19 protein-coding genes and 2 pseudogenes are annotated in these 23,718 nt (G+C 60.0%); 6 read left to right on the top strand and 15 right to left on the bottom strand.

Annotated elements, in window-relative coordinates; all coding sequences use genetic code 11:
* Positions 1–33 precede the first annotated feature (33 nt).
* The 7 genes from ACIPIN_RS02560 to ACIPIN_RS02530 all read right to left on the bottom strand — a co-directional run bounded on the left by ACIPIN_RS02560 (position 34) and on the right by ACIPIN_RS02530 (position 7,490).
* Entirely contained in the window at positions 34–1,674 is a 1,641-nt protein-coding gene (locus tag ACIPIN_RS02560; protein ID WP_401114849.1) for a BatD family protein, read from the bottom strand.
* Positions 1,671–3,422, bottom strand: coding sequence for a tetratricopeptide repeat protein (locus ACIPIN_RS02555; RefSeq protein ID WP_401114847.1), 1,752 nt, complete (start codon positions 3,420–3,422; stop codon positions 1,671–1,673). The genes ACIPIN_RS02560 and ACIPIN_RS02555 overlap by 4 nt, the downstream gene beginning before the upstream one ends.
* The gene (locus ACIPIN_RS02550; protein ID WP_401114844.1) at positions 3,419–4,495 is read right to left on the bottom strand and encodes a vWA domain-containing protein; all 1,077 of its coding nucleotides are present in this window, start codon (positions 4,493–4,495) and stop codon (positions 3,419–3,421) included. Before ACIPIN_RS02550 ends, ACIPIN_RS02555 begins: the two co-directional genes overlap by 4 nt.
* Entirely contained in the window at positions 4,488–4,982 is a 495-nt protein-coding gene (locus ACIPIN_RS02545) for a DUF4381 domain-containing protein (RefSeq protein WP_401114841.1), read from the bottom strand. Before ACIPIN_RS02545 ends, ACIPIN_RS02550 begins: the two co-directional genes overlap by 8 nt.
* Complete coding sequence (locus ACIPIN_RS02540) at positions 4,979–5,923, bottom strand: DUF58 domain-containing protein (RefSeq protein WP_401114838.1); 945 nt, start codon at positions 5,921–5,923, stop codon at positions 4,979–4,981. Before ACIPIN_RS02540 ends, ACIPIN_RS02545 begins: the two co-directional genes overlap by 4 nt.
* Positions 5,924–5,928: 5 nt before the next feature.
* The gene (locus ACIPIN_RS02535; RefSeq protein WP_123424425.1) at positions 5,929–6,888 is read right to left on the bottom strand and encodes a MoxR family ATPase; all 960 of its coding nucleotides are present in this window, start codon (positions 6,886–6,888) and stop codon (positions 5,929–5,931) included.
* 245 nt (positions 6,889–7,133) lie between these two features.
* Positions 7,134–7,490, bottom strand: coding sequence for a hypothetical protein (locus tag ACIPIN_RS02530; RefSeq protein WP_401114835.1), 357 nt, complete (start codon positions 7,488–7,490; stop codon positions 7,134–7,136).
* A 504-nt stretch (positions 7,491–7,994) separates the two neighbouring features.
* Between ACIPIN_RS02530 and ACIPIN_RS02525 the strand changes: the two genes are divergently transcribed.
* The gene (locus ACIPIN_RS02525) at positions 7,995–12,896 is read left to right on the top strand and encodes an NAD-glutamate dehydrogenase (protein ID WP_401114832.1); all 4,902 of its coding nucleotides are present in this window, start codon (positions 7,995–7,997) and stop codon (positions 12,894–12,896) included.
* Between the two features lie 76 nt (positions 12,897–12,972).
* On the opposite strand, the gene ACIPIN_RS02520 is transcribed toward ACIPIN_RS02525, so the two are convergent.
* Positions 12,973–13,683, bottom strand: coding sequence for a lytic polysaccharide monooxygenase auxiliary activity family 9 protein (locus ACIPIN_RS02520; protein ID WP_401114830.1), 711 nt, complete (start codon positions 13,681–13,683; stop codon positions 12,973–12,975).
* 318 nt (positions 13,684–14,001) lie between these two features.
* On the bottom strand, positions 14,002–14,295 hold the full coding sequence (locus tag ACIPIN_RS02515; RefSeq protein ID WP_401114828.1) for a putative quinol monooxygenase: 294 nt from the start codon (positions 14,293–14,295) through the stop codon (positions 14,002–14,004).
* A 239-nt stretch (positions 14,296–14,534) separates the two neighbouring features.
* On the opposite strand from ACIPIN_RS02515, the gene ACIPIN_RS02510 reads away from it, so the two are divergent.
* Entirely contained in the window at positions 14,535–15,056 is a 522-nt protein-coding gene (locus ACIPIN_RS02510) for a GNAT family N-acetyltransferase (protein ID WP_401114825.1), read from the top strand.
* A gap of 1 nt (position 15,057) precedes the next feature.
* On the opposite strand, the gene ACIPIN_RS02505 is transcribed toward ACIPIN_RS02510, so the two are convergent.
* On the bottom strand, positions 15,058–15,750 hold the full coding sequence (locus ACIPIN_RS02505) for an aspartate/glutamate racemase family protein (protein ID WP_401114823.1): 693 nt from the start codon (positions 15,748–15,750) through the stop codon (positions 15,058–15,060).
* Between the two features lie 80 nt (positions 15,751–15,830).
* On the opposite strand from ACIPIN_RS02505, the gene ACIPIN_RS02500 reads away from it, so the two are divergent.
* On the top strand, positions 15,831–16,601 hold the full coding sequence (locus ACIPIN_RS02500; protein WP_401114820.1) for a helix-turn-helix domain-containing protein: 771 nt from the start codon (positions 15,831–15,833) through the stop codon (positions 16,599–16,601).
* A gap of 70 nt (positions 16,602–16,671) precedes the next feature.
* On the top strand, positions 16,672–17,166 hold the full coding sequence (locus ACIPIN_RS02495; protein WP_401114817.1) for a hypothetical protein: 495 nt from the start codon (positions 16,672–16,674) through the stop codon (positions 17,164–17,166).
* Positions 17,167–17,299: 133 nt separating this feature from the next.
* Here the strand turns inward: ACIPIN_RS02495 and ACIPIN_RS02490 are convergent, their stop codons facing one another.
* Positions 17,300–17,521: a cbb3-type cytochrome c oxidase subunit 3 gene (locus ACIPIN_RS02490; RefSeq protein WP_401114815.1), complete on the bottom strand. Its 222-nt coding sequence runs from the start codon at positions 17,519–17,521 to the stop codon at positions 17,300–17,302.
* 58 nt (positions 17,522–17,579) lie between these two features.
* Positions 17,580–19,007, bottom strand: coding sequence for a cytochrome-c oxidase, cbb3-type subunit I (gene ccoN / locus ACIPIN_RS02485; RefSeq protein WP_401114812.1), 1,428 nt, complete (start codon positions 19,005–19,007; stop codon positions 17,580–17,582).
* A 431-nt stretch (positions 19,008–19,438) separates the two neighbouring features.
* Between ccoN and ACIPIN_RS02480 the strand changes: the two genes are divergently transcribed.
* Together ACIPIN_RS02480 and ACIPIN_RS02475 are read left to right on the top strand one after the other, a co-directional pair.
* Positions 19,439–21,112: a nitrite/sulfite reductase gene (locus ACIPIN_RS02480; RefSeq protein WP_401114809.1), complete on the top strand. Its 1,674-nt coding sequence runs from the start codon at positions 19,439–19,441 to the stop codon at positions 21,110–21,112.
* Positions 21,109–21,603 carry a DUF934 domain-containing protein gene (locus tag ACIPIN_RS02475; protein WP_401114807.1) on the top strand — a complete coding sequence of 165 codons (495 nt, stop codon included), beginning with the start codon at positions 21,109–21,111 and terminating at the stop codon, positions 21,601–21,603. The genes ACIPIN_RS02480 and ACIPIN_RS02475 overlap by 4 nt, the downstream gene beginning before the upstream one ends.
* A gap of 54 nt (positions 21,604–21,657) precedes the next feature.
* Here ACIPIN_RS02475 and ACIPIN_RS02470 read toward each other — a convergent pair whose 3' ends face one another.
* The 3 genes and pseudogenes from ACIPIN_RS02470 to ACIPIN_RS02460 all read right to left on the bottom strand — a co-directional run.
* On the bottom strand, positions 21,658–22,158 hold the full coding sequence (locus tag ACIPIN_RS02470; protein WP_401114804.1) for a hypothetical protein: 501 nt from the start codon (positions 22,156–22,158) through the stop codon (positions 21,658–21,660).
* A 322-nt stretch (positions 22,159–22,480) separates the two neighbouring features.
* Positions 22,481–22,654 (bottom strand): annotated as a pseudogene (locus tag ACIPIN_RS02465) (tetratricopeptide repeat protein); the annotation flags it as partial.
* A 30-nt stretch (positions 22,655–22,684) separates the two neighbouring features.
* Positions 22,685–23,641: pseudogene (locus ACIPIN_RS02460) on the bottom strand (multiheme c-type cytochrome); the annotation flags it as partial.
* Positions 23,642–23,718: the final 77 nt, after the last annotated feature.

Genomic DNA, 23,718 nt, shown 5'->3' with positions numbered 1-23,718 from the left:
GTAGGAGCTGCCGAAGGCTGCGATCTTTTGCGGTTACTTGGGATAAAGCGGCGGCAAACCACTGTCGCCGACCGGGTCGTGGACCCGTTCGGCGATCGGGATGGCGCGGATCGCGCGCCAGAGTTCTTCGCCTTGCCAGGACTGCCCGGTTTCGCTGTAAAGCGCGCCGTTCAATCCGTCCAGCGCATCGGACAGCGGCACGAAGCGGGCGGCCATGTCGGCCAGGGTTTCCGGTTGTTGGCGAGCCCAGGCGTCGAGTGCCTGGCGGGTGGCTTGAGGGTCGTTGGCCTGGCTGGCACGCTTGAGGTCGTCAAGCAGGGTGCGCGGGCTCGGGCCGGTTTGCGCGGCGCGCAGAAGTGCTGGCTGCCAACGTGCGCGCCACCACAGGCCGAAGCCGAGCAGGGTGGTGCAGGCCAGGATCAAGGTGCTGAGTTTCCAGTACCAGAGTTCTTCGTTGCTGGCCGCTACCGTGGCCGGCGAGTTGCCGGCGGGAGTGTCGACCACCAGGCTTGGGTTGTTGACCACGTGCAGGGTTCTGGCCGGCAGACTGCTGCGTTCCAGATGATCTTCATGGGTGTTCCACCAGATCACTTCCACGGGGGGTAATTCGATTTGCCCGATGCGGGTCGGCACCAGTGCCTCACGGTCTTCACGGATACCGATCAGCCCGCGTTCGCTGTGCTGATTGCTCAGTTGCGGCTGGTCAGGGTAACGGCGCAGGCCGTTGGCGTCTGTGATGGGTAGGGGGGGCAGTTGTGAACTGGCCAGGCCTTCGGCTTTCAGGGTCAGGCTACGGGTCAGAGAGTCGCCGACCTGAACCCGGTCCGGCTCCGGGCTCCAGTTTTCACTGAGGCTCAGGCTGCGCGCGGGTAGCCAGGGAATGTCGGCCGGGTAGTCGGCCGGTTTGGCATTGACCGTCAGGGTCATTTCGACGGAACTCACGCGCATCAGCTTGCCCTGTTTCGGGCCTTGGGGCGCGGGTGCCGGCGTGGGTTGTGTGTCTACCAGCGTGGCGCTGAACACCTGCGCGGGGATCGTCAGCACGCCGCTGTGTTGCGGGTAGATTGCATATCGCAGCTCGATCACGCCGTGACGCAGACCATTGATGACCTTCTCGTACGTGCGTGGTTCGCCCAGCTGTTCGACGCGCGCATCGGGGATTTGCAGCGGCGAGACGTTGCTGTCGTCATACAGCGACACCGAGTGATAGATGCGCAAGGTCAGCAATGCCTGGGCTTGTACGTACACCGTGTCCTGATCGAGACTGGACTCGATGAACACGGGCGCTAATGTGTTCGGGCTGTTTTGAGTAGCGCTTTCGACCACTTGCAGGCTGATCGGCTGGCTTTTGTAATCACCGAGCTGCAAGGGCGGGATGACGATCGTGCCGTTCTGGCGGGGCAGCAGGGTGATGATCCAGCGGGTGGTGGCGCGGTTGTCGCCGCCCAGGGTCGTGAGCTGGTTGACCTGGCGGGTGCCGCGAACCTCGAACAGCGGATCAAGTGCGCTCAGGTCCGGTTTGCCGAACTGTGTGACATCGCTGGATTCGATAGTCAGCTCGACCGTCTCGCCGGAGTTCACGCGGCTGCGATCGACGCTGGCAACCAACCCTTCAGCCTGGGCACCAACGGTCCAGAGAAAAAGGCTGAGCAATAAGGCGGTGAAGCGGGTCATCGAGTTTTTCCCTGATCCTGATGTTGTTGCTGTTCGTACCAGAACTTGCGTCTAAGCAGTTCGCCCGGCTCATCCGGGATTTTACGCAGCCATTGCTCCAGGGCCTGGCGCTGCTCGCCGTCGAAGTTGGCGTCGGCGCTGCGCAGCGGCGGCGTGGTGCGTTGTTCGTCACCCAACTCACTGCCCGGCACTTCATTATTGCCCGGTTGTGGCGGGCTGTCGGCATTGCTTTCGCTGTTGGCTTCGTTGCTCGATTGCGCGGTTTGCGTGTCGGTCTTCTGCTCGTCGCTGGTCGAGGGCTGTGTCACCGCACCCGGTGGTGAGGTTTGCTGAGTCTGCGGGTTCTCTTCGCCGTCGGTCTTTTCCGGTTCGCTGGGCGGCGTGGGGGCCTTCTGTTTGATCAGCGCTTCTACCAGCGCTTTGTTGGTCAGCGCCGGGCGTAAATCAGGTTGCAGCTCAAGGGCTTGTTCATAGGCGTCGACGGCGGCTTCCAGTTCACCGCTTTTAGCCAGGGCGTTGCCACGATTGTAGTGTGCGCCGGCGTCGCTGCCTTCGGCGAAGCGCTCGGCGGCAGCGGCGTACTCACCGGCCTCATAAAGCGCGACACCTTGCCACTGCCGGTCCTGAAAATGCTGCGCGGCTTCGGCGGGTTGCTGTTGCTTGAGCAACTGCTGACCTTGTTGGTCCGGGCGCAGCCAAAGATCGCTGAAGTCGAAGGCGTAACTCGGTTGCGGCAGCATGAACAGCAATGGCAGGCAGAGCAGCCAGCCTCGGCGTCCCGCGCAGGCCGTCAGCAGCAACAGCGGCAGCAACAGCCAGTAGCCCTGATCGGCCCAGGTATCCAGGCGCAGGGTCTGGCCATCCTTACGCACACCATGCGGGCTGTCGAGTAGCCCGAGGCCGCGCAGGTCGCTGTCGTCCAGTCGTACTTGTCGGTAACGTCCGTCCATGTCGCTGGCAAAGGCTTTCAGGCTTGGCCCGTCGAGACGCGGGACGAGAATCGCACCCTGCGCATCCTTGAGGAAACTGCCGTGTTGGTCAGGGACCGGGGCGCCTTGCGGGGTGCCGATGCCGAGCATCAACCACTCCGGTGCCTGACCGCGCAGAGCCTGACGAATGCCCTGGCGTTCTTGTTCACTGAGGGACGAGCCGATCAGCAGAATCCGCCCTTGGCCGAGGGCGCCGCGGTTGAGCAATGTCAGCGCCTTGGTCACGGCCAGATCGGCGCGATGACCTGCCTGCGGCATGATCGACGGTTTCAGCGCCTCCAGCAGGTTACGGCTGGTGGACAGGTCGTCCGAGAGCGGTACCAGCGTATGCGCGCTGCCGGCATAGACCACGATGGCGGTTTGCGCATCGCTGCGGGCTTGCAACAGATCGAGCAGCTTGCGGCGGGCCTGCTCAAGGCGAGTCGGCAGCACGTCGGTGGCGAGCATTTCCGGGGTCAGTTCAAGCAGGACCACCAACGGGTCAGCGGGTTTCTGCGCGGACTGTTCAACCCGTTCCCAGCCGGGACCGAGCAGGGCCAATACGGCCAGGATCCAGGCCAGGCCGAGAGCGATCCATGGCAACTTGCTTTCACGCCCGTTGCCACCGCTGAGCAGGGCGGCATGGAAGGCCGGCGGCAGGATCATCTGCCAGCGCCCAGCGCGTTTTTGCCGGTGCCAGAGTTGCCACAGCAACCAGCCCAATAGCGGCAACAACAGCAGCCACCAGGGGCGGAACCAATGCGGCCAGAGCGCGATCATCGGCGCCTCCGCAGACGCAAGCGTTTAAGTCGCTGGCGCCAGTCAGGGTGCTGTTGCAGGAAATGCGCCTGGCTGAAAAGGCGTTGCAGCGGGTTGTCTGGCCAGCGCGCACGGATCACCAGCAACAGGCTCATCAGCAACGCGGCAGCCAGCGGCCAACTGTACAGCGCTTGCGCCGGGCGAGCCTGGGTCGGTTGCTGGGTTACAGGTTCCAGTTGATCGAGGGTTTCCTTGATTGCTTGCAGTTCCGCGCCATCGCGGGCACGGAAGTAACGTCCACCGGTGGCCTCGGCGATGGCTTTCAAGGCAGGTTCATCGAGGTCCATGGTCGGGTTGCCGGCCAGAAAAGCCAGAGGACCGCCTTTCTCCGGATCGGCACCAATGCCGATCGGATAGATCTTTACACCTTCCTCGGCGGCCAGTCGCGCGGCGGTCAGCGGGTCGATTTCACCGCCATTGTTGGCGCCGTCGGTCACCAGAATCAGTATTCGACTTTGTGCCGGGCGTTGGCGCAGCCGCTTGAGGGCCAGGCCGATGGCGTCGCCAATCGCGGTGTTCTCGCCGGCGATGCCGACCCGCGCTTCATCGAGCCAGATACGCACGGTACGTCGGTCGAAGGTCAGCGGGGCTTGCAGATAAGCCTGGCTGCCAAACAGGATCAGGCCAACCCGATCACCCTCGCGTTTTTCGAGGAAATCCCCCAGCAAATGTTTGACCAGCGTCAGGCGGCTGACGTCCTCGTCCTGCCACTGCATGTCAGGGAAGTCCATGGAACCTGAAACGTCGACGGCCACCAGCAGATCGCGCCCGCTGGCGGCAATCGGCAGCGGTTCGCCGAGCCATTGCGGACGTGCGGCGGCGATCAACAACAGCAGCCAGAGCAGAATCAACGGTGCTTGCTGACGCCAGGCCGGCAGGTTGGCGCGGGCTCGACGTCGGGCCAGACTTTCCAGATCAGTCAGGAAACTGACCTTGAGCGCCGGCTCGCCGCTGTCGGCCACCGGCAGCACGATGCGCATCAGCCAAGGCAGCGGCAGCAGGGCGAAGATCCACGGCCAGGCGAACTCAAACATGCTTGCGAATCCAGGTGTCGACGGCTTGTGTCAGACCTGCGATGGCCTTGTCGTCGAGTTTGCATTCCGGCTTGTAGGCACCTTCAACCAATATCATCCAGCGGGTCAGGCCGGCAGCCGGGCAACGGTTGTCGAGAAACGCCAGCCATTTACGGCCGTTAAGTGTGTGGCTCTGGCTGTAGGGGTAATGGTTGCGGCACAGGCGCTTGAGCAACCCGTTGAGTTGCTGCAACCAGGCGCCGGCCGGTGCGCCGTCATACGGCTTGGGCATTTGCGCCAGTTCTGCCAGCGCCGCCAATCGGACCGGGTCCAGCGGCTGTTCGGCGCGCACAGTGGAGCGCTTGACGGGAATAAAGCGACGCAGCTGCCACAGACCGAAACCGATCAATGGCAACAGCGCCAGCAGCAACCACCAGCCCGGTGCCGGCGGCCAGAACTCGATGGGCGGTGGAGTCATAAGTGGTTGCAGTTGATCGAGGCTGCTCATTTGCTTTTACCCGGACGTTGCGGGTTCAAGTATTCACGCAATTGTTCGACCATCTCGCTTTGAGTGCTCAGGGGCATTAACAGGATGCGCAGTTTCTGCGCCAGCAATTCCCAGCGGGCGATGCGGGCTTCGGCCTGGGCGCGATAGCTTTGGCGCAGATCAAAGTTCAGCGTATCGAGTTCCAGTTGTGCGCCACGCTGGGCGAAACGCAGCAAACCGGCAGCGGGCAGGGCGTGGTCCAAGGGGTCGGAAAGTGGTAGCAACAGCAAGTCGCAGTGCCGCGACAGCAGGCTAAGTTGCTGCTCGGCGCCCTCGGATAAGGCGCGCTCGTCGCAGATCACGATCACCAGACTCCCAGGGCGCAGCACTTCGCGAGCGCGGCGCAGGGCCATGCCCAAATCATCGCGATCCGGCTCGCTTTCGGTGGTGAGGGTCTGGTTGACGCGGACCAAACGGTTGAGCAATTGCAGCAGGCTTTGTTTGCTGCGCCGTGGTTTGATTTCGTAGTGCTCGTTGTCACCGTACACCAGCCCGCCAACGCGGTCGTTATGCCCCAGCGCGGCCCAGCCAATCAGGCTCGCGGCTTGCGCAGCCAACACAGATTTAAACATCAGCCCCGAGCCGAAAAACAAGCGGCGACTTTGCTCGACCATGATGAAGATCGGCCGCTCGCGCTCTTCGTGAAACAGCTTGGTGTGCGGCTCCTGGGTGCGTGCGGTGACGCGCCAGTCGATGGTCCGCACATCGTCGCCAGCCTGATAGACCCGCACCTGATCAAAGTCCACGCCACGCCCGCGCAGCTTGGAGTGGTGCAGACCAATCAACGGGCTGCGCTGGCTTGGTGTGGAAAACAACTGCACTTCGCGCACGCGATGGCGCATCTTGATCAGCTCGGAGAGACTGACGCGGATACCCGGTTCGGGCGCAAGCGGTGTGCTCATGAGGGTCAAGCGACAGCTACGACGTCGAGAATCCGCTGGACCACGCGATCCTGGTCAATGCCCGCGGCTTCGGCTTCGAAGGAAAGAATGATGCGATGGCGCAATACGTCGAACAGCACCGCTTGAATGTCTTCGGGGCTGACGAAGTCGCGTCCGGCCAGCCAGGCGTGGGCGCGGGCGCAGCGATCAAGGGCAATGGAGCCACGCGGGCTGGCGCCGTAGGCAATCCACTCGGCCATTTCCGGGTCGAACTTGCCCGGCGTGCGGCTTGCCATGACCAACTGCACCAGGTATTCCTCCACGGCGTCGGCCATGTACAAACCGAGAATTTCCTTGCGTGCGGCAAAAATCGCTTGCTGGCTGACTCGGCGCTCGGGCTTGGTCTCGCCGTTCAGCGCTTCACCACGGGCCTGTTGCAGAATGCGCCGCTCGACGGCCGCATCCGGGAAGCCGATTTTGACGTGCATCAGGAAGCGGTCGAGCTGGGCTTCGGGCAGGGGATAGGTGCCTTCCTGCTCGATCGGGTTCTGGGTGGCCATGACCAGAAACAGCGGCGACAGCTCGTAAGTGCTGCGCCCGACGCTGACCTGCCGCTCACCCATGGCTTCGAGCAAGGCCGACTGGACCTTGGCCGGCGCCCGGTTGATTTCGTCGGCCAGCACCAGGTTGTGAAAGATAGGTCCCTGCTGGAACACGAAACTGCCGGTTTCCGGGCGATAGATCTCGGTGCCGGTGATGTCGGCGGGCAGTAGGTCGGGGGTGAACTGGATGCGATGGAACTGTGCTTCGATACCTTCGGCAAGCTCTTTGATGGCCTTGGTCTTGGCCAGGCCGGGGGCGCCCTCGACCAGCATGTGGCCGTCAGCGAGCAGGGCGATGAGCAACCGATCGATGAGCTTTTCCTGGCCGAGAATCTGCGTTGAGAGAAAGGTTCGCAGCGCAAGCAGCGCTTCACGATGTTCCATCGATGACTGTTCCTGGAGAGGGTGAGCCAAGGCGTTCGAACAACGCCAGGGCTGGGGGCGTTACTTTAATCCATCGCAGGGGGTGGCGACTAACGGCGATCAGGGATTTTTTGGGTTTTGTGGGCTTGTTTGGGGATTTTTCAGGTTTTTGGGGCGCAAGGTTACAGACGTAGGAGCTGCCGCAGGCTGCGATCTTTGATCTTGACGCTTGCAAGATCGCAGCCTGCGGCAGCTCCTACGGTGACTCAGGCGAGCTGGCTTACATAAGTGCCAGTGCCTTTGAGGATGTTCTGCAGGGTTTCTTCGACTTCGGCCAGGTCGGCCGCTGCGGTGTTGTGAATGATTTCCAGATGATCATCGCCATTCAGCGCATCGGCATCAGCGGCGGCGATTTCGATCAGCAGGCGGGTAGGGCTGAGGGTGACTTTCACACCATCGAGGGTCGACGGCTCGCCATCGAGGGTAATCTCCAGCTCGTCCTCGTCCGGGTAACGGGTCATCAAAAACATGTCGCCCTGATTGCTGTGGCAGCAGAGCATGGCCATGTTGTCTTCTTCGTCGTCGCACGGGTTGGCGATCAGGTGGGCGGTGGTCATTTGCATGGGAAATTCCTGGCTCGGCGAGCGTGGTGAAGGCCACAAAAGGCAATTCTGCCAGCCCGAGGGAATTTCTGCTCGCCTGACTGTCAGAGGATGTGTCGTGAACATCCCGGGTGTTGCTGGTCATTTCTGGTACGGATGTGCCGTAAAAGCGGGCATAAAACCGTCTTTTTCTCACACGGCTGCTAGTGTTGTTCGATGCGCTGCCGATGAGTTACGTACCGATGACCGAATATGTCGCAGCATCGCAAGCAGGCAGGTTGTCGCACCCGATAAGCTGCGCAACCAATGGATACCCGTAAAGACAGTGCGCAATCGATCGCGCAGTCGTTTTTGCAGATGCCCATTCATGGAAGGTGAATGTGACCTGAGTGTCTCGTCCAGCTTCACCCATCTGTCACCCTGATAACCTCTGCCCGAGATTCAGGAACAGGGTGACGGATCGCCCCGAAAGGGGTTTTGCACGCGACGCTTCCATCAATAACAAGCCCAAGCGGAGTACCACAGATGGCGTTCTTCACCGCAGCCAGCAAAGCCGACTTCCAGCACCAACTGCAAGCGGCACTGGCGCAGCACATCAGTGAACAGGCACTGCCACAAGTGGCGCTGTTCGCTGAACAATTTTTCGGCATTATTTCCCTGGATGAACTGACCCAGCGCCGGTTGTCCGACCTCGCCGGCTGCACTCTTTCTGCCTGGCGCCTGCTTGAGCGCTTTGACCACGCGCAACCACAAGTGCGCGTTTACAACCCCGATTACGAACGCCACGGCTGGCAGTCGACCCACACCGCGGTCGAAGTGCTGCACCACGACCTGCCATTTCTCGTGGACTCGGTGCGCACCGAACTGAACCGTCGCGGTTACAGCATCCATACCTTGCAAACCACCGTGCTGAGCGTGCGTCGCGGCGCCAAAGGCGAGTTGCTGGAAATCCTGCCTAAAGGCACCCACGGCGACGGCATTCAGCAAGAATCGCTGATGTACCTTGAGATCGACCGTTGCGCGCATACCGCCGAACTCAATGTATTGAGCAAGGAGCTGGAGCAGGTTCTCGGTGAAGTCCGCGTTGCGGTCGCCGATTTCGAACCGATGAAAGCCAAGGTCCAGGAGCTGATCGACGGCATCGACAAAAGCAAATTTGCCGTTGATGCCGAAGAAAAGAGCGAGATCAAAGGTTTCCTCGAGTGGCTGGTGGGCAACCACTTCACGTTCCTGGGTTACGAAGAGTTCGTGGTTCGTGACGACAAGGATGGCGGCTATATCGAGTACGACCAGAACTCGTTCCTGGGCCTGACCCGATTGCTGCGTGCCGGCCTGACGGCCGAAGACCTGCGTATCGAAGACTACGCGGTGAACTACCTGCGCGAACCGACTCCGCTGTCGTTCGCCAAGGCTGCGCACCCGAGCCGTGTGCACCGTCCGGCTTACCCGGATTACGTGTCGATCCGCCAGATCGATGCCAGCGGCAAAGTCATCAAGGAATGCCGCTTCATGGGCCTGTACACCTCTTCGGTGTATGGCGAAAGCGTGCGGGTCATTCCGTACATCCGTCGCAAGGTCGACGTCATCGAACAGCGTTCCGGCTTCCAGGCCAAGGCGCACCTGGGCAAGGAACTGGCCCAGGTACTTGAAGTACTGCCGCGTGACGATCTGTTCCAGACCCCGGTAGACGAGCTGTTCAGCACCGTGATGTCGATTGTGCAGATCCAGGAACGCAACAAGATTCGCGTATTCCTGCGCAAAGATCCGTACGGTCGCTTCTGCTACTGCCTGGCCTACGTGCCACGCGACATCTATTCCACCGAAGTGCGTCAGAAGATCCAGCAAGTGCTGATGGATCGCCTGAAAGCCACCGATTGCGAGTTCTGGACCTTCTTCTCCGAGTCCGTGCTGGCCCGTGTACAACTGATTCTGCGGGTCGACCCGAAGAATCGTCTGGACATCGACCCGCTGTTGCTGGAAAAAGAAGTGGTTCAGGCGTGCCGCAGCTGGCAGGACGACTACGCAAGCCTGGTGGTCGAGAGCTTCGGCGAAGCCCAGGGCACCAATGTGCTGGCAGACTTCCCGAAAGGCTTCCCGGCCGGCTATCGCGAGCGCTTCGCTGCGCATTCGGCGGTGGTCGACATGCAGCACCTGCTGAGCCTGAGCGAAAAAAATCCACTGGTCATGAGCTTCTATCAGCCACTGGCCCAGTCCACCGGCCAGCAATTGCTGCACTGCAAGCTGTATCACGCCGATACTCCGCTGGCGTTGTCCGACGTGCTGCCGATCCTGGAAAACCTCGGCCTGCGCGTGCTTGGCGAGTTCCCGTATCGCCTGCGTCACAACAATGGTCGCGAGTTCTGGATTCACGACTTCGCGTTCACCGCCGCTGAAGGCCTGAACCTCGACATCCAGCAACTCAACGACACGTTGCAGGACGCTTTCGTCCACATCGTGCGTGGCGATGCCGAGAACGATGGATTCAACCGTCTGGTACTGACCGCCGGCCTGCCATGGCGCGACGTGGCGCTGCTGCGTGCTTATGCCCGTTACCTGAAGCAGATTCGTCTGGGCTTCGACCTGGGCTACATCGCCAGCACCCTGAACAACCACACCGACATCGCTCGCGAGTTGACCCGGTTGTTCAAGACCCGTTTCTACCTGGCCCGCAAGCTGACCAGCGACGACCTCGACGACAAGCAACAGCGCCTGGAACACGCAATTTTGTCCGCTCTGGACGACGTTCAGGTGTTGAACGAAGACCGCATCCTGCGTCGCTACCTGGACCTGATCAAGGCAACCCTGCGGACCAACTTCTATCAGACTGACGCCAACGGTCAGAACAAGTCCTACTTCAGCTTCAAGTTCAACCCGCACGCCATTCCAGAGCTTCCGAAACCAGTACCGAAGTTCGAAATCTTCGTTTACTCGCCACGCGTTGAAGGCGTGCACCTGCGCTTCGACAACGTTGCTCGCGGTGGTCTGCGCTGGTCCGACCGTGAAGAAGACTTCCGTACCGAAGTCCTGGGCCTGGTAAAAGCCCAGCAAGTGAAGAACTCGGTCATCGTGCCGGTAGGCGCCAAAGGTGGCTTCCTGCCGCGTCGTCTGCCGCTGGGTGGCAGCCGTGACGAAATCGCAGCAGAAGGCATCGCCTGCTACCGCATCTTCATTTCCGGTCTGTTGGACATCACCGACAACCTGAAAGAGGGCAGCCTGGTGCCTCCGGCCAACGTCGTGCGTCATGACGACGATGACCCGTACCTGGTGGTGGCGGCGGACAAGGGCACTGCGACCTTCTCCGACATCGCCAACGGTATTGCGATCGACTACGGCTTCTGGCTCGGTGACGCGTTCGCGTCGGGTGGCTCGGCCGGTTACGACCACAAGAAAATGGGCATCACCGCCAAAGGCGCGTGGGTTGGCGTTCAACGTCACTTCCGCGAGCGCGGGATCAACGTCCAGGAAGACAGCATCACTGTCGTGGGCGTCGGCGACATGGCCGGTGACGTGTTCGGTAACGGCTTGCTGATGTCCGACAAGCTGCAACTGGTAGCGGCATTCAACCACCTGCACATCTTCATCGACCCGAACCCACAGCCTGCCAACAGCTTCGCTGAGCGTCAGCGTCTGTTCGACCTGCCGCGTTCGGCTTGGTCGGATTACGACACCAGCATCATGTCTGAAGGCGGCGGGATCTTCTCCCGTAGCGCGAAAAGCATCGCGATTTCCCCGCAGATGAAAGAGCGCTTCGACATTCAGGCCGACAAGCTGACCCCGACCGAATTGCTGAATGCCTTGCTCAAGGCTCCGGTGGATCTGCTGTGGAACGGCGGTATCGGTACGTATGTCAAAGCCAGCACCGAAAGCCACGCCGATGTCGGCGACAAGGCCAACGATGCACTGCGCGTGAACGGTAACGAACTGCGCTGCAAAGTCGTGGGCGAGGGCGGTAACCTCGGTATGACCCAACTGGGTCGTGTCGAATTCAACCTCAATGGCGGCGGCTCCAACACCGACTTCATCGACAACGCCGGTGGCGTGGACTGCTCCGACCACGAAGTAAACATCAAGATCCTGCTCAACGAAGTCGTGCACGCCGGTGACATGACCGAGAAGCAACGTAACCAGTTGCTCGGCAGTATGACTGACGAAGTCGGCGGCCTGGTGCTCGGCAACAACTACAAGCAGACTCAGGCCCTGTCCCTGGCAGCCCGCCGTGCCTTTGTGCGGATTGCCGAGTACAAGCGTCTGATGAACGATCTGGAAGGCCGTGGCAAGCTGGACCGTGCCATCGAGTTCCTGCCGTCGGAAGATCAACTCAGCGAGCGCGTTGCGGCAGGCCATGGCCTGACCCGTGCCGAGCTCTCGGTGCTGATCTCCTACAGCAAGATCGACCTCAAGGAGCAGTTGCTCAACTCCCTGGTACCGGACGACGACTACCTGACCCGCGACATGGAAACCGCTTTCCCGCCGATGCTGGTGAGCAAGTTTTCCGAGGCCATGCGTCGTCACCGTCTGAAGCGTGAGATCGTCAGCACCCAGATCGCCAACGACCTGGTCAACCACATGGGCATCACCTTCGTTCAACGACTCAAAGAGTCGACCGGCATGAGCCCGGCGAACGTGGCCGGTGCTTACGTGATCGTGCGTGACATCTTCCACCTCCCGCACTGGTTCCGTCAGATCGAAGCATTGGATTACCAGGTTTCGGCCGATGTACAGCTGGAGCTGATGGATGAGCTGATGCGTCTGGGGCGTCGTGCCACTCGCTGGTTCCTGCGCAGCCGTCGCAACGAGCAGAATGCTGCCCGTGACGTCGCGCACTTCGGTCCACATCTGGCAGCGCTGGGCCTCAAGCTCGACGAACTGCTGGAAGGCCCGACCCGCGAAGGCTGGCAGACCCGTTATCAGGCTTACGTCGCCGCTGGCGTACCTGAGTTGCTGGCGCGCATGGTTGCAGGCACTAGTCACCTGTACACCTTGCTGCCGATCATCGAAGCGGCGGACGTGACCGGTCAGAACGCAGCGGACGTGGCCAAGGCCTACTTCGCCGTGGGCAGCGCGCTGGACCTGACCTGGTACCTGCAACAGATCAGTGCTCTGCCGGTGGAAAACAACTGGCAAGCGCTGGCCCGTGAAGCGTTCCGTGATGACATCGACTGGCAGCAACGGGCGATCACCATCTCGGTCCTGCAAATGGGCGAGGGCGAGCAGGACGTGGAAGCGCGTCTGGCCTTGTGGATGGACCAGTACCAGACCATGGTCGAGCGCTGGCGCGCCATGCTGGTGGACATCCGTGCCGCCAGCGGCACCGACTACGCCATGTACGCAGTGGCCAACCGCGAACTGCTGGACCTGGCGTTGAGCGGGCAAGCAGTGGTGCCTGTCACGACGACTGCAAGCGCCGAACTGGAGCCTGTTGCCTGATCATCAGGCGCTGAATAAAAAGCCCCGTCTCGAGAGAGACGGGGCTTTTTTCGTTGTGGCCGGTGAGCATTGCCGGTCAGTCGGGGAACTTCAGGTCAATCACTTGATAGAAGGCGTTTCGCGTATCGGCTACGTCCCAGATAGCGAGAAGGACGTGATATCCCTTGCGTGAAGGCAATGTCACTTCGTGTCGTTGAATGATAGGAGGGATCAGTTCCTTCTCGGCCTCAGGTCCCCAATACGGCCGGTACGTGTTGAGGTATGTCTTGATCGGGGCTTCCTCAAAGTGCTTCCTTGCCAGCGGTTCATCAGTGTTCCAGTCCGCTTTGGTGATCAGGTATTTCCATCGGCGGGTTTTATGGGTTTGTGAGTATTCCCAGATGATCGCCAGGTTCTGGTTCGACGTAACGTCATGTTTTTTCCAGTGGGAGCCAGGTGCGTTGAGCAGGGCGCGTTCATCGCCATGCCCTCCGCTGGCAATCATCCCGTCAACGGGGGGCGCAGTGTTTACTACGTCGTCTGGAGCATCCGGGTCAGTCAATCCACCTTGGGTCTGAGGAAACAGTTTTCCGCCCTCAAGCTCATTGGCTTGGCCAGGATTCAGCTTGCCTTCATCAAGAAGGAACTGCGCGCGGGATTTTGGCGTAGTAATCCTGCCATGCCTGGTGTGCGCCCCCTTCTTGCTCTCAATTTCCTTCAGATCATTCCCAGAGAAGTGTTCGCTTTTTGAGGACATCGCATCGATACTCCATTCAATGAAACCACTAAAGACCGGACGAAAGGCCATTGGCCCGTTGCCTGTCTGTCGAGGTGGATTAGAGAAGGAAGGATCAATCACTGTCTACTGTCAGAGTTGACAGTAGACAGTTCTGTTTGGCTGTGTGTTCAGGCCTGGAAGAGAGCGTGAAGTTAGCTGTTTATCTGGCGATTCGGTCAGTAAGTTGCTGAGCGACTGGTCAAATTTTTGCAGGGCGCGAATTTTAATGTTCTGTTGCTCATTGATGTCGGCAACTATCTCGTTATATAAAACTCAGGCCCTGTTACTTATGGCTGGGGCGCGGGTATTAACTTTTTAATAGCGTCAGGATTTCATCTTGTTGACGCTTTAAACGAATGGAAAACTGTTGAAGTCAACGCTACTGGCCAGTCGGCTGTCGATCAAGCTGATGAATCCTTGTGCTTGCGGGCAGTCGAAGTGCGATCGCATAGCGGCTTCGGACTGCCAGTGGGCGCTGACCGTCCATCGATTGTCGTCCTCCGGACAGCGATCGACCATGTAGGAGTCGCAGCCTGGGAGCTCACGCAAGGTATCGACGATCTTCTGCAATTGCTTGCCCAGTTCGTCCGAGCAGCCAGCTGCGGCCTGTACCTGGACCGTATTGATCATTTCGTTGGACATCGCACACGCTCCTGTATCAAGCCGGACGGGTCTCGCTCGTGCTGGGATAACGCATGTGCAGGATAGGCCTGTGTCTGGTAGCGGCCAACAGCCAATTGGCAGTAAAAGAGGCAGACCGATAGACCTCAACAGACTTGCTGCAAAATGTCGCGCAGACGGTCCAGGGCGATATGCTGTCGTCACCGGGTTGATGATCCGTTTAGACTCACTGGCCACGCTACTGTCAAGGACGAATCACCATGCATGCCACCGATCCCATCATCACCATTGAGCGTTTCAGCGAAGCCCATATCGAGGGCATTACCGCGTTGTACAACGATCCTGCGGTCGCTCGCCAGGTGCTGCAAATGCCGTTTCAGTCCACTGAAGTCTGGCGCAAGCGCCTGGCGCCGGAGAACGAGCGGGTGGTGCAACTGGTGGCGCTGCACCAGGGCCAGGTCATCGGCAACATCGGCCTGGAGCAGTTTTCGCGAATCCGTCGTAGCCATTGCGCCAACATCGGTATGGGCGTGGCTGTCGCCTGGCAAGGCAAGGGCGTTGGTTCCCGGCTGCTCGCGGCGGTGCTCGACCTCGCTGATAACTGGATGAATGTGCAACGGGTCGAACTGACGGTGTACGCGGATAACGAAGCCGCGATTGCGCTGTACCGCAAGTTTGGCTTCGACACGGAAGGGCTGTTTCGCGAGTATGCGGTGCGCGATGGCGTGCTGGTGGATACCCTGAGCATGGCGCGCTTGCGCCGTACGCTCAAGGTGTCCTGAGTCAGTCGCCGAGGGCGAAGGCCACGGCGGCACGGGCATGCAGCTCAGTGGTGTCGAACAGCGGCAGTTCGCAGTGCTCGGGTTTGATCAGCAGGGTGATTTCCGTGCAGCCGAGGATAATCGCCTGGGCGCCGCGTGCGGCCAACGCTTGAATCACCTGCTGGTACACCTGGCGTGATACGTCGCTGATCACCCCGACGCAGAGTTCGTCGTAGATGATCCGGTGTAACGCCTGCCGTTCAGCAGCCTCGGGGATCAGTACGGTCAGTCCCATGGCCTTGAGCCGATCCTTGAGGAAGTCCTGTTCCATGGTGAAGGCCGTTCCCAGCAAGCCGACGGTCATCGCATCGGCGTCCACCGCGGCTTGACCTGCCGGGTCGGCAATGTGCAGAAACGGCACTGAAATCGCTGCCTGAATCTGCTCGGCCACTTTATGCATGGTGTTGGTACACAGCACTACACACTCGGCGCCACCGGCCTCAAGCCTGCGGGCGGCGTCTATCAGAATCAGCGCCGCATCGTCCCAGCGCCCGGCATGCTGGGCCTGTTCGACAGGGCCGAAGTCGACGCTGTACATTAGTAACTTCGCCGAACGCAGAGGCCCGAGACGGTCACGAACCTGCTGGTTGATGAGGCGGTAGTATTCGGCGCTGGACTCCCAGCTCATGCCGCCAATAAGGCCGATGGTGCGCATGCTGTGCTCCTGTTGATGACTGGTTTCTGTGCAAGCGAGTGTTGCGTGTTGCCTTGGCTCGATCTATCAGGAAATTTCACATGCCTGGCCCTCTGATTCAGCACCTCTTGGGTGGCAAGCTCTGCCTGCAACTCCTGCCGCGTGCGGCCTACAGTGCTCGCGATCCGGCAACGGGGCAAACCCTTGGCGTGACGCTGGAACGCCAGCAGGGCGTGCACGCGATTGATTCGGATCGTCGGGTGGATTTCGACACCTGGCCGGGCGTGCTGGCCTATACCCCGGCAGGTGTTGAAGTGTTTTCCGAATCGGCGACGGGTGGCGAATACCTGTTGGCGCGCTGGAGCGAGCCGTTGGCTGACGAGCCGAGATCCGTGTTCACCCGACGGGTGCAGTCTGGCGGGCATGTTCAGGCGTTGGCTCTGGGGCGCGAAGCCCGGCGGTTGCTGCTCGCTCCACAGCCTGATCGGTTTGCGCTGGACGAGTGCGCCTTGGCCTTTGTCGGCTTGCCGATCGTCGATAAACCTCAACGCCAAGCGCCGCACGCATTCTCGCGGGTGCTGGAGCAGATCGCCGAACAGTACGACCAGCCTTTGACCCTTGCGCAATTGGCGGCGACCAGCGGCCAGACCGAACTGCGCTTACTGCGTGACTTCACCCGGGTCATCGGCCTCACGCCTCACGCGTACCTGGTCGAAGTCCGGGTTCAGGCGGCGCGGCGGCTGATCGAGCGCAGCTCGCTGTCACTGGCGGCAATCGCCCAGGACAGCGGTTTCGCCCATCAGTCGCACATGGGCAGTGCGTTTCGCAAACTGCTGGGGATGACCCCCAGCCTATACCGCTCACGCTTTTAGTCGTACGTAGGCAGCGCGCATCTGCCATGCTCAAAGTCCGCAGTACTGCTTCAACCAAAGGAACACAGCAATGGACGACGTACAGCAACTGGGTGAGATGCTTCGCCACTACGCAGAAAGCGAAGCGCACAAGAAACAGCTGTTTGAAACCCAATCGGCGGTGTGGGCGACGCGTATTGGCGAGTTGTTCGGGCAGATCGAACAGTGGCTGGAACCGGTCAAGGCCCCGCACCTGCTGGAAGTGAGCCGCGAAGCCTATGTAGCGTCCGGGGCGAATGTGCCGGTCGAAAGCTCGACCTTCAAGACTGAAAAACTGAGCATTCTGATTGCCGGCAAACCGGTGGAAATCGTGCCGGAAGTGATGGGTGTCGGTGGGTTGATTTCACTGGCAGTGATGGGCCTGACCGCTGCGCGTTACGGCAGTGTGTCGCTGGTGTGCCAGCCTCCGTCCACTGACTGGCAGTGGCGCAAGACCAATGGTCTGAAAGACCCGGACACCTTTGCCTTCGATGCGAATTTTCTGGCGCAGCAGTTGCAGCTCTTGATACCTCGCGATCGGGGTTGAGCAATACAGGTTTTGTGACCGGCAAGTAACCCATGTGGGAGCGAGCCTGCTCGCGAAGAGGCCATTACATTCAGCATAAATGTCGGATGTAACGCCGCCATCGCGAGCAGGCTCGCTCCCACATTGGACTGCATCAAATCTCCAGATTTCCCCAGCCTGGCTTTGCCTCTTCAGGTGCAACAGCCTTGACGGTCTTGCCCGTCGCCAGCTCCACCCGTCGTGCCACTTCCGGGTCATCGGCAAACGGAATCAGGCTGGCATCGTCCAGACTCTCGGCCGACTGATGCCTCAAGCAGTACTCCACCGATAAATACAGGCACGCCACGCCTAGCAGATCCAACATGACTTCGATCATGACGAATATTCCCTGAGGTGAAAGACGCAAGCCTGAGCGGCTTGCGTCGTGGGTCGAATCAAGCGATCTGCACGTCGCTCTCGGCGACTTTCAGGTTGGCGACCCGCACCGTGCGCCAGGTGTTGTAAGTCATCAGCAGCATCCCGCTGAGGAAGAACACACCACCGATGAAACGCACGATGAAGCCCGGATGGCTGGCCTGTAAGGTCTCGACGAAGGAGTAGGTGAGCGTACCGTCGTCGTTGATGGCGCGCCACATCAGGCCCTGGGTGATGCCGTTGACCCACATCGAGGCGATGTACAACACCGTGCCGATGGTGGCGAGCCAGAAGTGCGCGTTGATCAGGCCGATGCTGTGCATCTGCGTCCGGCCGAAGACTTTCGGGATCATGTGATACAGCGAACCGAAAGTGATCATCGCCACCCAGCCCAAGGCTCCGGCGTGTACGTGGCCGATGGTCCAGTCGGTGTAGTGAGACAGCGCGTTGACCGTCTTGATCGCCATCATCGGCCCTTCGAAGGTCGACATGCCGTAGAACGCCAGCGACAGCACCAGAAACCGCAGGATCGGGTCGGTGCGCAACTTATGCCAGGCGCCCGAAAGGGTCATCATGCCGTTGATCATCCCGCCCCAGCTGGGTGCCAGCAGGATCAGCGACATGGCCATGCCCAGCGACTGCGCCCAGTCCGGCAGCGCGGTGTAGTGCAAGTGGTGCGGGCCGGCCCAGATGTACAGGGTGATCAGCGCCCAGAAGTGCACGATCGACAACCGATAGGAATACACCGGCCGACCGACCTGTTTCGGCACGAAGTAATACATCATCCCGAGGAAACCGGTGGTCAGGAAGAAGCCCACCGCGTTGTGTCCGTACCACCACTGCACCATCGCATCGGTGGCCCCGGAATACACCGGATAGGACTTGAACCAGCCCACCGGAATCGACAGGTGATTGACCACATGCAGCATGGCGATCACCACAATGAACGCGCCGAAGAACCAGTTGCCGACGTAGATGTGTTTGGTCTTGCGCTGCACCACGGTGGAGAAGAACACAATGGCGTAGGCGACCCAGACCACCGTCATCCACACCGCGCCGGAGAATTCGATCTCGGCGTATTCCTTGGTGGTGGTGTAGCTCAGCGGGAGGGTGATCAGCATGCTGACGATCACCGACTGCCAGCCCCAGAAGGTGAAGGCGGCGAGTCTGTCGGAGTACAGCCGTACCTGGCAGGTACGCTGCACCGCGTAGTAACTGGCGGCAAACTGCGCGCTGCCGGCAAAACCGAAAATCACCAGACTGGTGTGTAACGGACGCAAGCGGCCAAAGGTGGTCCAGGGCAAGTCGAGATTCGCCTCCGGCCACACCAGTTGCGAGGCGATCCACACGCCCATCGCCATCCCGATAACGCCCCATACCACTGTTGCCACGACGAATTGGCGGACGACCTTGTAGTTATAGGCCTGTCCGATTGCTGCTGTGCTCATGGTCAATGCTTCCACGGTTGCAAAGTCTTGCCAGGCCACCCGGTCTGGCATGCGGTTCACTGTAGAAAGCATGGGATAAACAAAACAGACTCAGAAAAACAGCATTAATACGGATCAGATGTAGGGCCTGCCTGCGGTGATCTGCCGCGTTCTGATATGGTTTTTTTGTTTTTAGCTGAATCTGTAACCACCTGAGCTGCTGATTCATAGTCACCACCACACAAGAACCCTCGGTTACTCACCCCGTAGCAGCTGTCGAGCCCGCGAGGCTGCGTTCGGCTGCGAAGCAGTCGTAAAGTCGGGCAACACGTGTTTCCAGGCAAACCGCGTGCACAGGATTTGCGAGGACTTCGTCCTCGAACGCAGCCTCGCGGGCTCGACAGCTGCTACGTGTTGTGTGGGTTTCGGGTCAGCACTGATGAGGTAGGACCATGTATCAATACGATGACTACGACCGGGCCCTGGTCTTTGAGCGGGTTGCGCAATTTCGCGATCAGGTCGAACGCTTCATGGCAGGTCACCTGAGTGAGGAAGAGTTTTTGCCGTTGCGCCTGCAAAACGGTTTGTACATGCAAAAGCACGCCTACATGCTGCGGGTTGCCATTCCCTACGGCACCCTGAGTGCGACACAGATGCGTACGCTGGCGAGCATCGCCCGGGATTACGATCGGGGTTACGGGCACTTCACTACCCGGCAGAACATGCAGTTCAACTGGATCGAACTGGCCCAGGTGCCGGACATCCTCGAACGCCTGGCCCAGGTCGAAATGCATGCGATCCAGACCTCCGGCAACTGCGTGCGCAACATCACCACCGAAGCCTTTGCCGGTGTCGCGGCGGACGAGTTGATTGATCCGCGTCCCTTGGCGGAAATCCTCCGTCAGTGGTCGACCATCAACCCGGAGTTCCTGTTTTTGCCACGCAAATTCAAGATCGCCATCTGCTCGGCGAAACAGGACCGTGCGGCAATCATGATGCATGACATCGGCCTCTACCTTTACCGCGATGCGGCGGGGCAGATGTTGCTGCGAGTGATCGTCGGCGGCGGTCTGGGGCGCACGCCGATTCTCGGTTTGCAGATCCGTGAAGGGTTGCCGTGGCAGCATTTGCTGTCCTACGTCGAGGCGGTGTTGCGGGTTTATAACCGCCACGGCCGGCGCGACAACAAGTACAAGGCGCGGATCAAGATTCTGGTCAAAGCACTGGGGATCGAGGCCTTCGCTCAGGAAGTCGAGCAGGAATGGCAACACCTCAAGGACGGCCCGGCGCAATTGACCGACGTCGAATACCAGCGCGTCGCCAGCGCATTCGTACCGCCCACCTATGAGCAACTGGCCGACACCGACCTGGACTTCGGCACTTGCTTGACCGAGAACCCTGTGTTCGCGCGCTGGGTCGCCCGTAACGTGCAGCCGCACAAAGTGCCTGGCTACACCAGCGTGGTGCTGTCGACCAAACCCGGCGTGGCCTCGCCGCCCGGTGATGTCACCGACGCGCAGATGGACGCGGTGGCCGACTGGTCCGAGCAGTTCGGTTTTGGTGAAATTCGCATCGCCCATGAACAGAACATTGTCCTGCCGGATGTGCCCAAGGCTGACTTGTATGCGTTGTGGTGCCTGGCCTGCCAGCGCGGATTGGGCTGCGCCAACATCGGCTTGCTGACCGATATCATCGCCTGCCCCGGTGGGGATTTCTGCGCACTGGCCAATGCCAAGTCGATCCCTATCGCCCAAGCGATCCAGGCACGCTTCGATGACCTGGATTACCTCCACGACCTCGGTGACATCAGCCTCAACATCTCCGGCTGCATGAATGCCTGTGGGCACCACCACATCGGCAATATCGGCATTCTCGGCGTCGATAAGAATGGCAGCGAGTGGTACCAGATCACCCTCGGTGGCGCCCAGGGCAAGAACAGCGCGCTGGGCAAAGTCATCGGTCCATCGTTCAGCGCCGCCGAAGTACCGCAGGTGATCGAACGGATCATCGCGACCTTCGCTCGTTACCGCGAGAGCGAAGAGCTGTTTGTCGATACCTTGCAGCGCATCGGTCTGGAACCGTTCAAGGAGCGCATTTACCCCAAGAGCCTGGAGGTGGTGGTATGAACAATCTGCTGCGGTTGGAGGAAGGTGTTGCACTCAAAATCGACGACGATCCGTGGACGCTGGTCAGGGATTTGGAAAGCGAACTGCCAGACGGAGCGCTTATCTTGCCGCTGGCCCTGTGGCTGAAGCGCCGAATCGAACATCATCCCTCGCGAGACGCGGTCTGGTTGGGGCCGGATGACGAGGTCGAAAGTCTCAAGCCGTGGCTCAAACTGTTACCCATGATTGCGCTGGATTTTCCGAATTTTCGCGATGGCCGGGCTTACAGCCAGGCTTACCTGTTGCGAACGCGTTTGGGTTGGGCGGGTGAGTTGCGGGCGATTGGCGATGTCCTGCGCGACCAGCTCAGCCATATGCGCCAATGCGGTTTCGATGCCTTCGCGGTACGTGACGACAAATGCGCTGAAGATGCCCTCAAGGGGCTGGTGGGGATGAGTGTGCATTACGGTCGCTCGGTGATCGAGCCACGACCGTTGTTTCGCCGACGCTGAGCAAGCGTCGGGCGAAGGCGGCACATTCCGGAAGGCGAAATGTGCCGGGCGCAATCAGTTGATGCGGATCAGCTTGGACCGGTCGCTTGGCGAAACCTGGTCGATTTCCAGCAGGGTCAGATTTTTGGGGGCTTGCGCTGTCAGCGGGCTACCCATATTGCTGGTGGCTTCGGTCGGCAGTTTGTACATGGCACCGGTCATTGGGTCGACGACGAGCATGCCGATCACGCCACCAAGCAGGAGGTTGCCCCAGTACCAGCCGCTCATGCTGGTTTCCAGCTTGGCAGTGCTATCGGCGTAGCCGTCCTTCTTGAACGTGATGGTGTAGTCCTCGCCCTTGAAGTAGCCACGGCCCGACGGCAGGGTCACAGTGTTAGGCGTGGAGCCGTTGTGCACCACGACGCCGTCTTTGTTTTTGATGGTGAAGCTGGCACCGCTCGGTGTGCTGGTAACGTTCACCGGGTATTTGCTGTCGCCAACGATGCTCGCGCATCCTGAGGTCAGGATCAGTGTAGTGAGCGCGGTAACATTGAGCAGTGTGCGGATGACTTTCATTGTTTTCCTTGGGTCGGGGGGCATTGCCATCATTGGCCGAGATTCGCTTCATGCGAACTCGCAGAGGTATTGATGTGCCTTGTTTTGGACGGCGCGAACTCTACCACTAATGGCGCATGGCTATCACTTAAAATGTGCAGATTTTTTATGTCGGATGACATGGCGACAACGACGCGGCGCAGCACCCTTTGTCTCAGAGACCAGCAGCGTTCGGACAATGACTGAGTGTTTGATTCAGGACGGAGGGGGCGTTGCTGGTCGCACTGTCGAGGAAAGATCGTGCCCGCTTAAGCGAACAGCCCGATTGCTCAGCCTCTGAGTATTACTTCAACGCCGGGTCCCAGGGGTTCAACTTCTTCCAGCCTTGCAGCAATACCTGGGCTTTGGGTTCCTGACCGTTGTCCAGGTAATACTGGATCAGTGACAGCCGCGCATTGCGGTTGGCCGGTTGCAGCTTGATCAGTTTCTCCAGTTGCTCACAGGCTTCATCAATCTTGCCACTGTCGTGCAAGGCGACGGCCAGCACGTTGCTGCAACGCACGCCCTTGTCGAACATTTTGCTTTGCAGAAACGAGCCGTGTTCGAACACTTCATCCTTGATCTTGCCGTCCAGCGCGTACAGCTCGCGGGTCAGTACGCTGGGCAGGTAGTCGTCCATCAAGCGCTTGCCCACGGTGTAACCATCACCCAAAGGCGCGCGGCGCGCGTGGCAACGGGCGCAGGTTTCGATTTCGGTGGTGGCGTTCTTGTCTTTGAGGTCGACAGCAAAATCTGAGTGGATCAGGTCGCCTTTTTTCGCCGCCCATTCAAGGTGATTCGAGGCCGGACCATGGCAGGCCTGACAACCGACGCCGAGGCTGTTCCACTGACTGGCGAAGGTATTGGTCGCCGCATCAAAATTGCGCTTGAAGCCGGTGGTGTGGCATTCGATGCACATGAAGTTGGCGTTCTGGTTTGGCTTGCTCCAGTGCAGCGGGTTCTTGAAGTTGACACCCTGACCCGGATAGAGGTGGAACCAACGGTTTTTCTCGGTATTCCACGCCACGCCCAAGGCCTGCAAGCGACCTTCACCGACTTCGATCAGGTATTGTTGTAGCGGCGCGATGCCAAAGGTGTAGGCCACTTTGAAGTCGGCGTTCTTGCCGTTTGCACCTGGGGTATTGACCCAAAAACCGTCATCCTTGCGAAAGAACCGTGTGGACTCGTTCCCGCCCTTGAAGCTGCTGTTGTTGAAGTTGGCCAGTACCGTTTCGGCAGTGGCGGCCTGCATCGCCAATTGGTGATGGGAGCCTTTCCAGTCCTTGACCTGTTCGGTGTGGCAACCCTGGCACTGTTGCTCATCGACCAGGGTCGCCGGCGACGCCGGTGCGGGTGACGCCTTCACCACAGAGGCGGGTGCCACGCTGGGCGGGACATAGGCGACAGGCGCGGGTTGGCTGGCGTAGAGAAACCAGCCGAGGCCCGCCATGGCGATCAGCAGCAGGGCGGCGCTGAACGTACCCAGTCTTGAAAATGCCCCCATTGTTTCGTTTCTCGATTACCGTGGGTTGGCGGTGCCGG

The sequence above is a fragment of the Pseudomonas sp. NPDC087697 genome, from assembly GCF_044743155.1.
In the GTDB taxonomy this organism is placed as follows: domain Bacteria; phylum Pseudomonadota; class Gammaproteobacteria; order Pseudomonadales; family Pseudomonadaceae; genus Aquipseudomonas.
Note: the sequence above shows the minus strand (reverse complement) of the source record. Positions and strands in the feature narration are given on the sequence as shown.

What these genes read in the sequence shown, in the direction of transcription:
- ACIPIN_RS02480 (WP_401114809.1), top strand. Translation starts at nt 19,439, where the DNA reads ATGTATCAATACGATGACTACGACCGGGCCCTGGTCTTTGAGCGGGTT.
- ACIPIN_RS02535 (WP_123424425.1), bottom strand. Translation starts at nt 6,888, where the DNA reads ATGGAACATCGTGAAGCGCTGCTTGCGCTGCGAACCTTTCTCTCAACG.
- ACIPIN_RS02495 (WP_401114817.1), top strand. Translation starts at nt 16,672, where the DNA reads ATGGACGACGTACAGCAACTGGGTGAGATGCTTCGCCACTACGCAGAA.
- ACIPIN_RS02560 (WP_401114849.1), bottom strand. Translation starts at nt 1,674, where the DNA reads ATGACCCGCTTCACCGCCTTATTGCTCAGCCTTTTTCTCTGGACCGTT.
- ACIPIN_RS02515 (WP_401114828.1), bottom strand. Translation starts at nt 14,295, where the DNA reads ATGTCCAACGAAATGATCAATACGGTCCAGGTACAGGCCGCAGCTGGC.
- ACIPIN_RS02545 (WP_401114841.1), bottom strand. Translation starts at nt 4,982, where the DNA reads ATGAGCAGCCTCGATCAACTGCAACCACTTATGACTCCACCGCCCATC.
- ACIPIN_RS02470 (WP_401114804.1), bottom strand. Translation starts at nt 22,158, where the DNA reads ATGAAAGTCATCCGCACACTGCTCAATGTTACCGCGCTCACTACACTG.
- ACIPIN_RS02530 (WP_401114835.1), bottom strand. Translation starts at nt 7,490, where the DNA reads ATGCAAATGACCACCGCCCACCTGATCGCCAACCCGTGCGACGACGAA.
- ACIPIN_RS02550 (WP_401114844.1), bottom strand. Translation starts at nt 4,495, where the DNA reads ATGTTTGAGTTCGCCTGGCCGTGGATCTTCGCCCTGCTGCCGCTGCCT.
- ACIPIN_RS02510 (WP_401114825.1), top strand. Translation starts at nt 14,535, where the DNA reads ATGCATGCCACCGATCCCATCATCACCATTGAGCGTTTCAGCGAAGCC.
- ACIPIN_RS02500 (WP_401114820.1), top strand. Translation starts at nt 15,831, where the DNA reads ATGCCTGGCCCTCTGATTCAGCACCTCTTGGGTGGCAAGCTCTGCCTG.
- ccoN (WP_401114812.1), bottom strand. Translation starts at nt 19,007, where the DNA reads ATGAGCACAGCAGCAATCGGACAGGCCTATAACTACAAGGTCGTCCGC.
- ACIPIN_RS02490 (WP_401114815.1), bottom strand. Translation starts at nt 17,521, where the DNA reads ATGATCGAAGTCATGTTGGATCTGCTAGGCGTGGCGTGCCTGTATTTA.
- ACIPIN_RS02520 (WP_401114830.1), bottom strand. Translation starts at nt 13,683, where the DNA reads ATGGCCTTTCGTCCGGTCTTTAGTGGTTTCATTGAATGGAGTATCGAT.
- ACIPIN_RS02475 (WP_401114807.1), top strand. Translation starts at nt 21,109, where the DNA reads ATGAACAATCTGCTGCGGTTGGAGGAAGGTGTTGCACTCAAAATCGAC.
- ACIPIN_RS02505 (WP_401114823.1), bottom strand. Translation starts at nt 15,750, where the DNA reads ATGCGCACCATCGGCCTTATTGGCGGCATGAGCTGGGAGTCCAGCGCC.
- ACIPIN_RS02540 (WP_401114838.1), bottom strand. Translation starts at nt 5,923, where the DNA reads ATGAGCACACCGCTTGCGCCCGAACCGGGTATCCGCGTCAGTCTCTCC.
- ACIPIN_RS02555 (WP_401114847.1), bottom strand. Translation starts at nt 3,422, where the DNA reads ATGATCGCGCTCTGGCCGCATTGGTTCCGCCCCTGGTGGCTGCTGTTG.
- ACIPIN_RS02525 (WP_401114832.1), top strand. Translation starts at nt 7,995, where the DNA reads ATGGCGTTCTTCACCGCAGCCAGCAAAGCCGACTTCCAGCACCAACTG.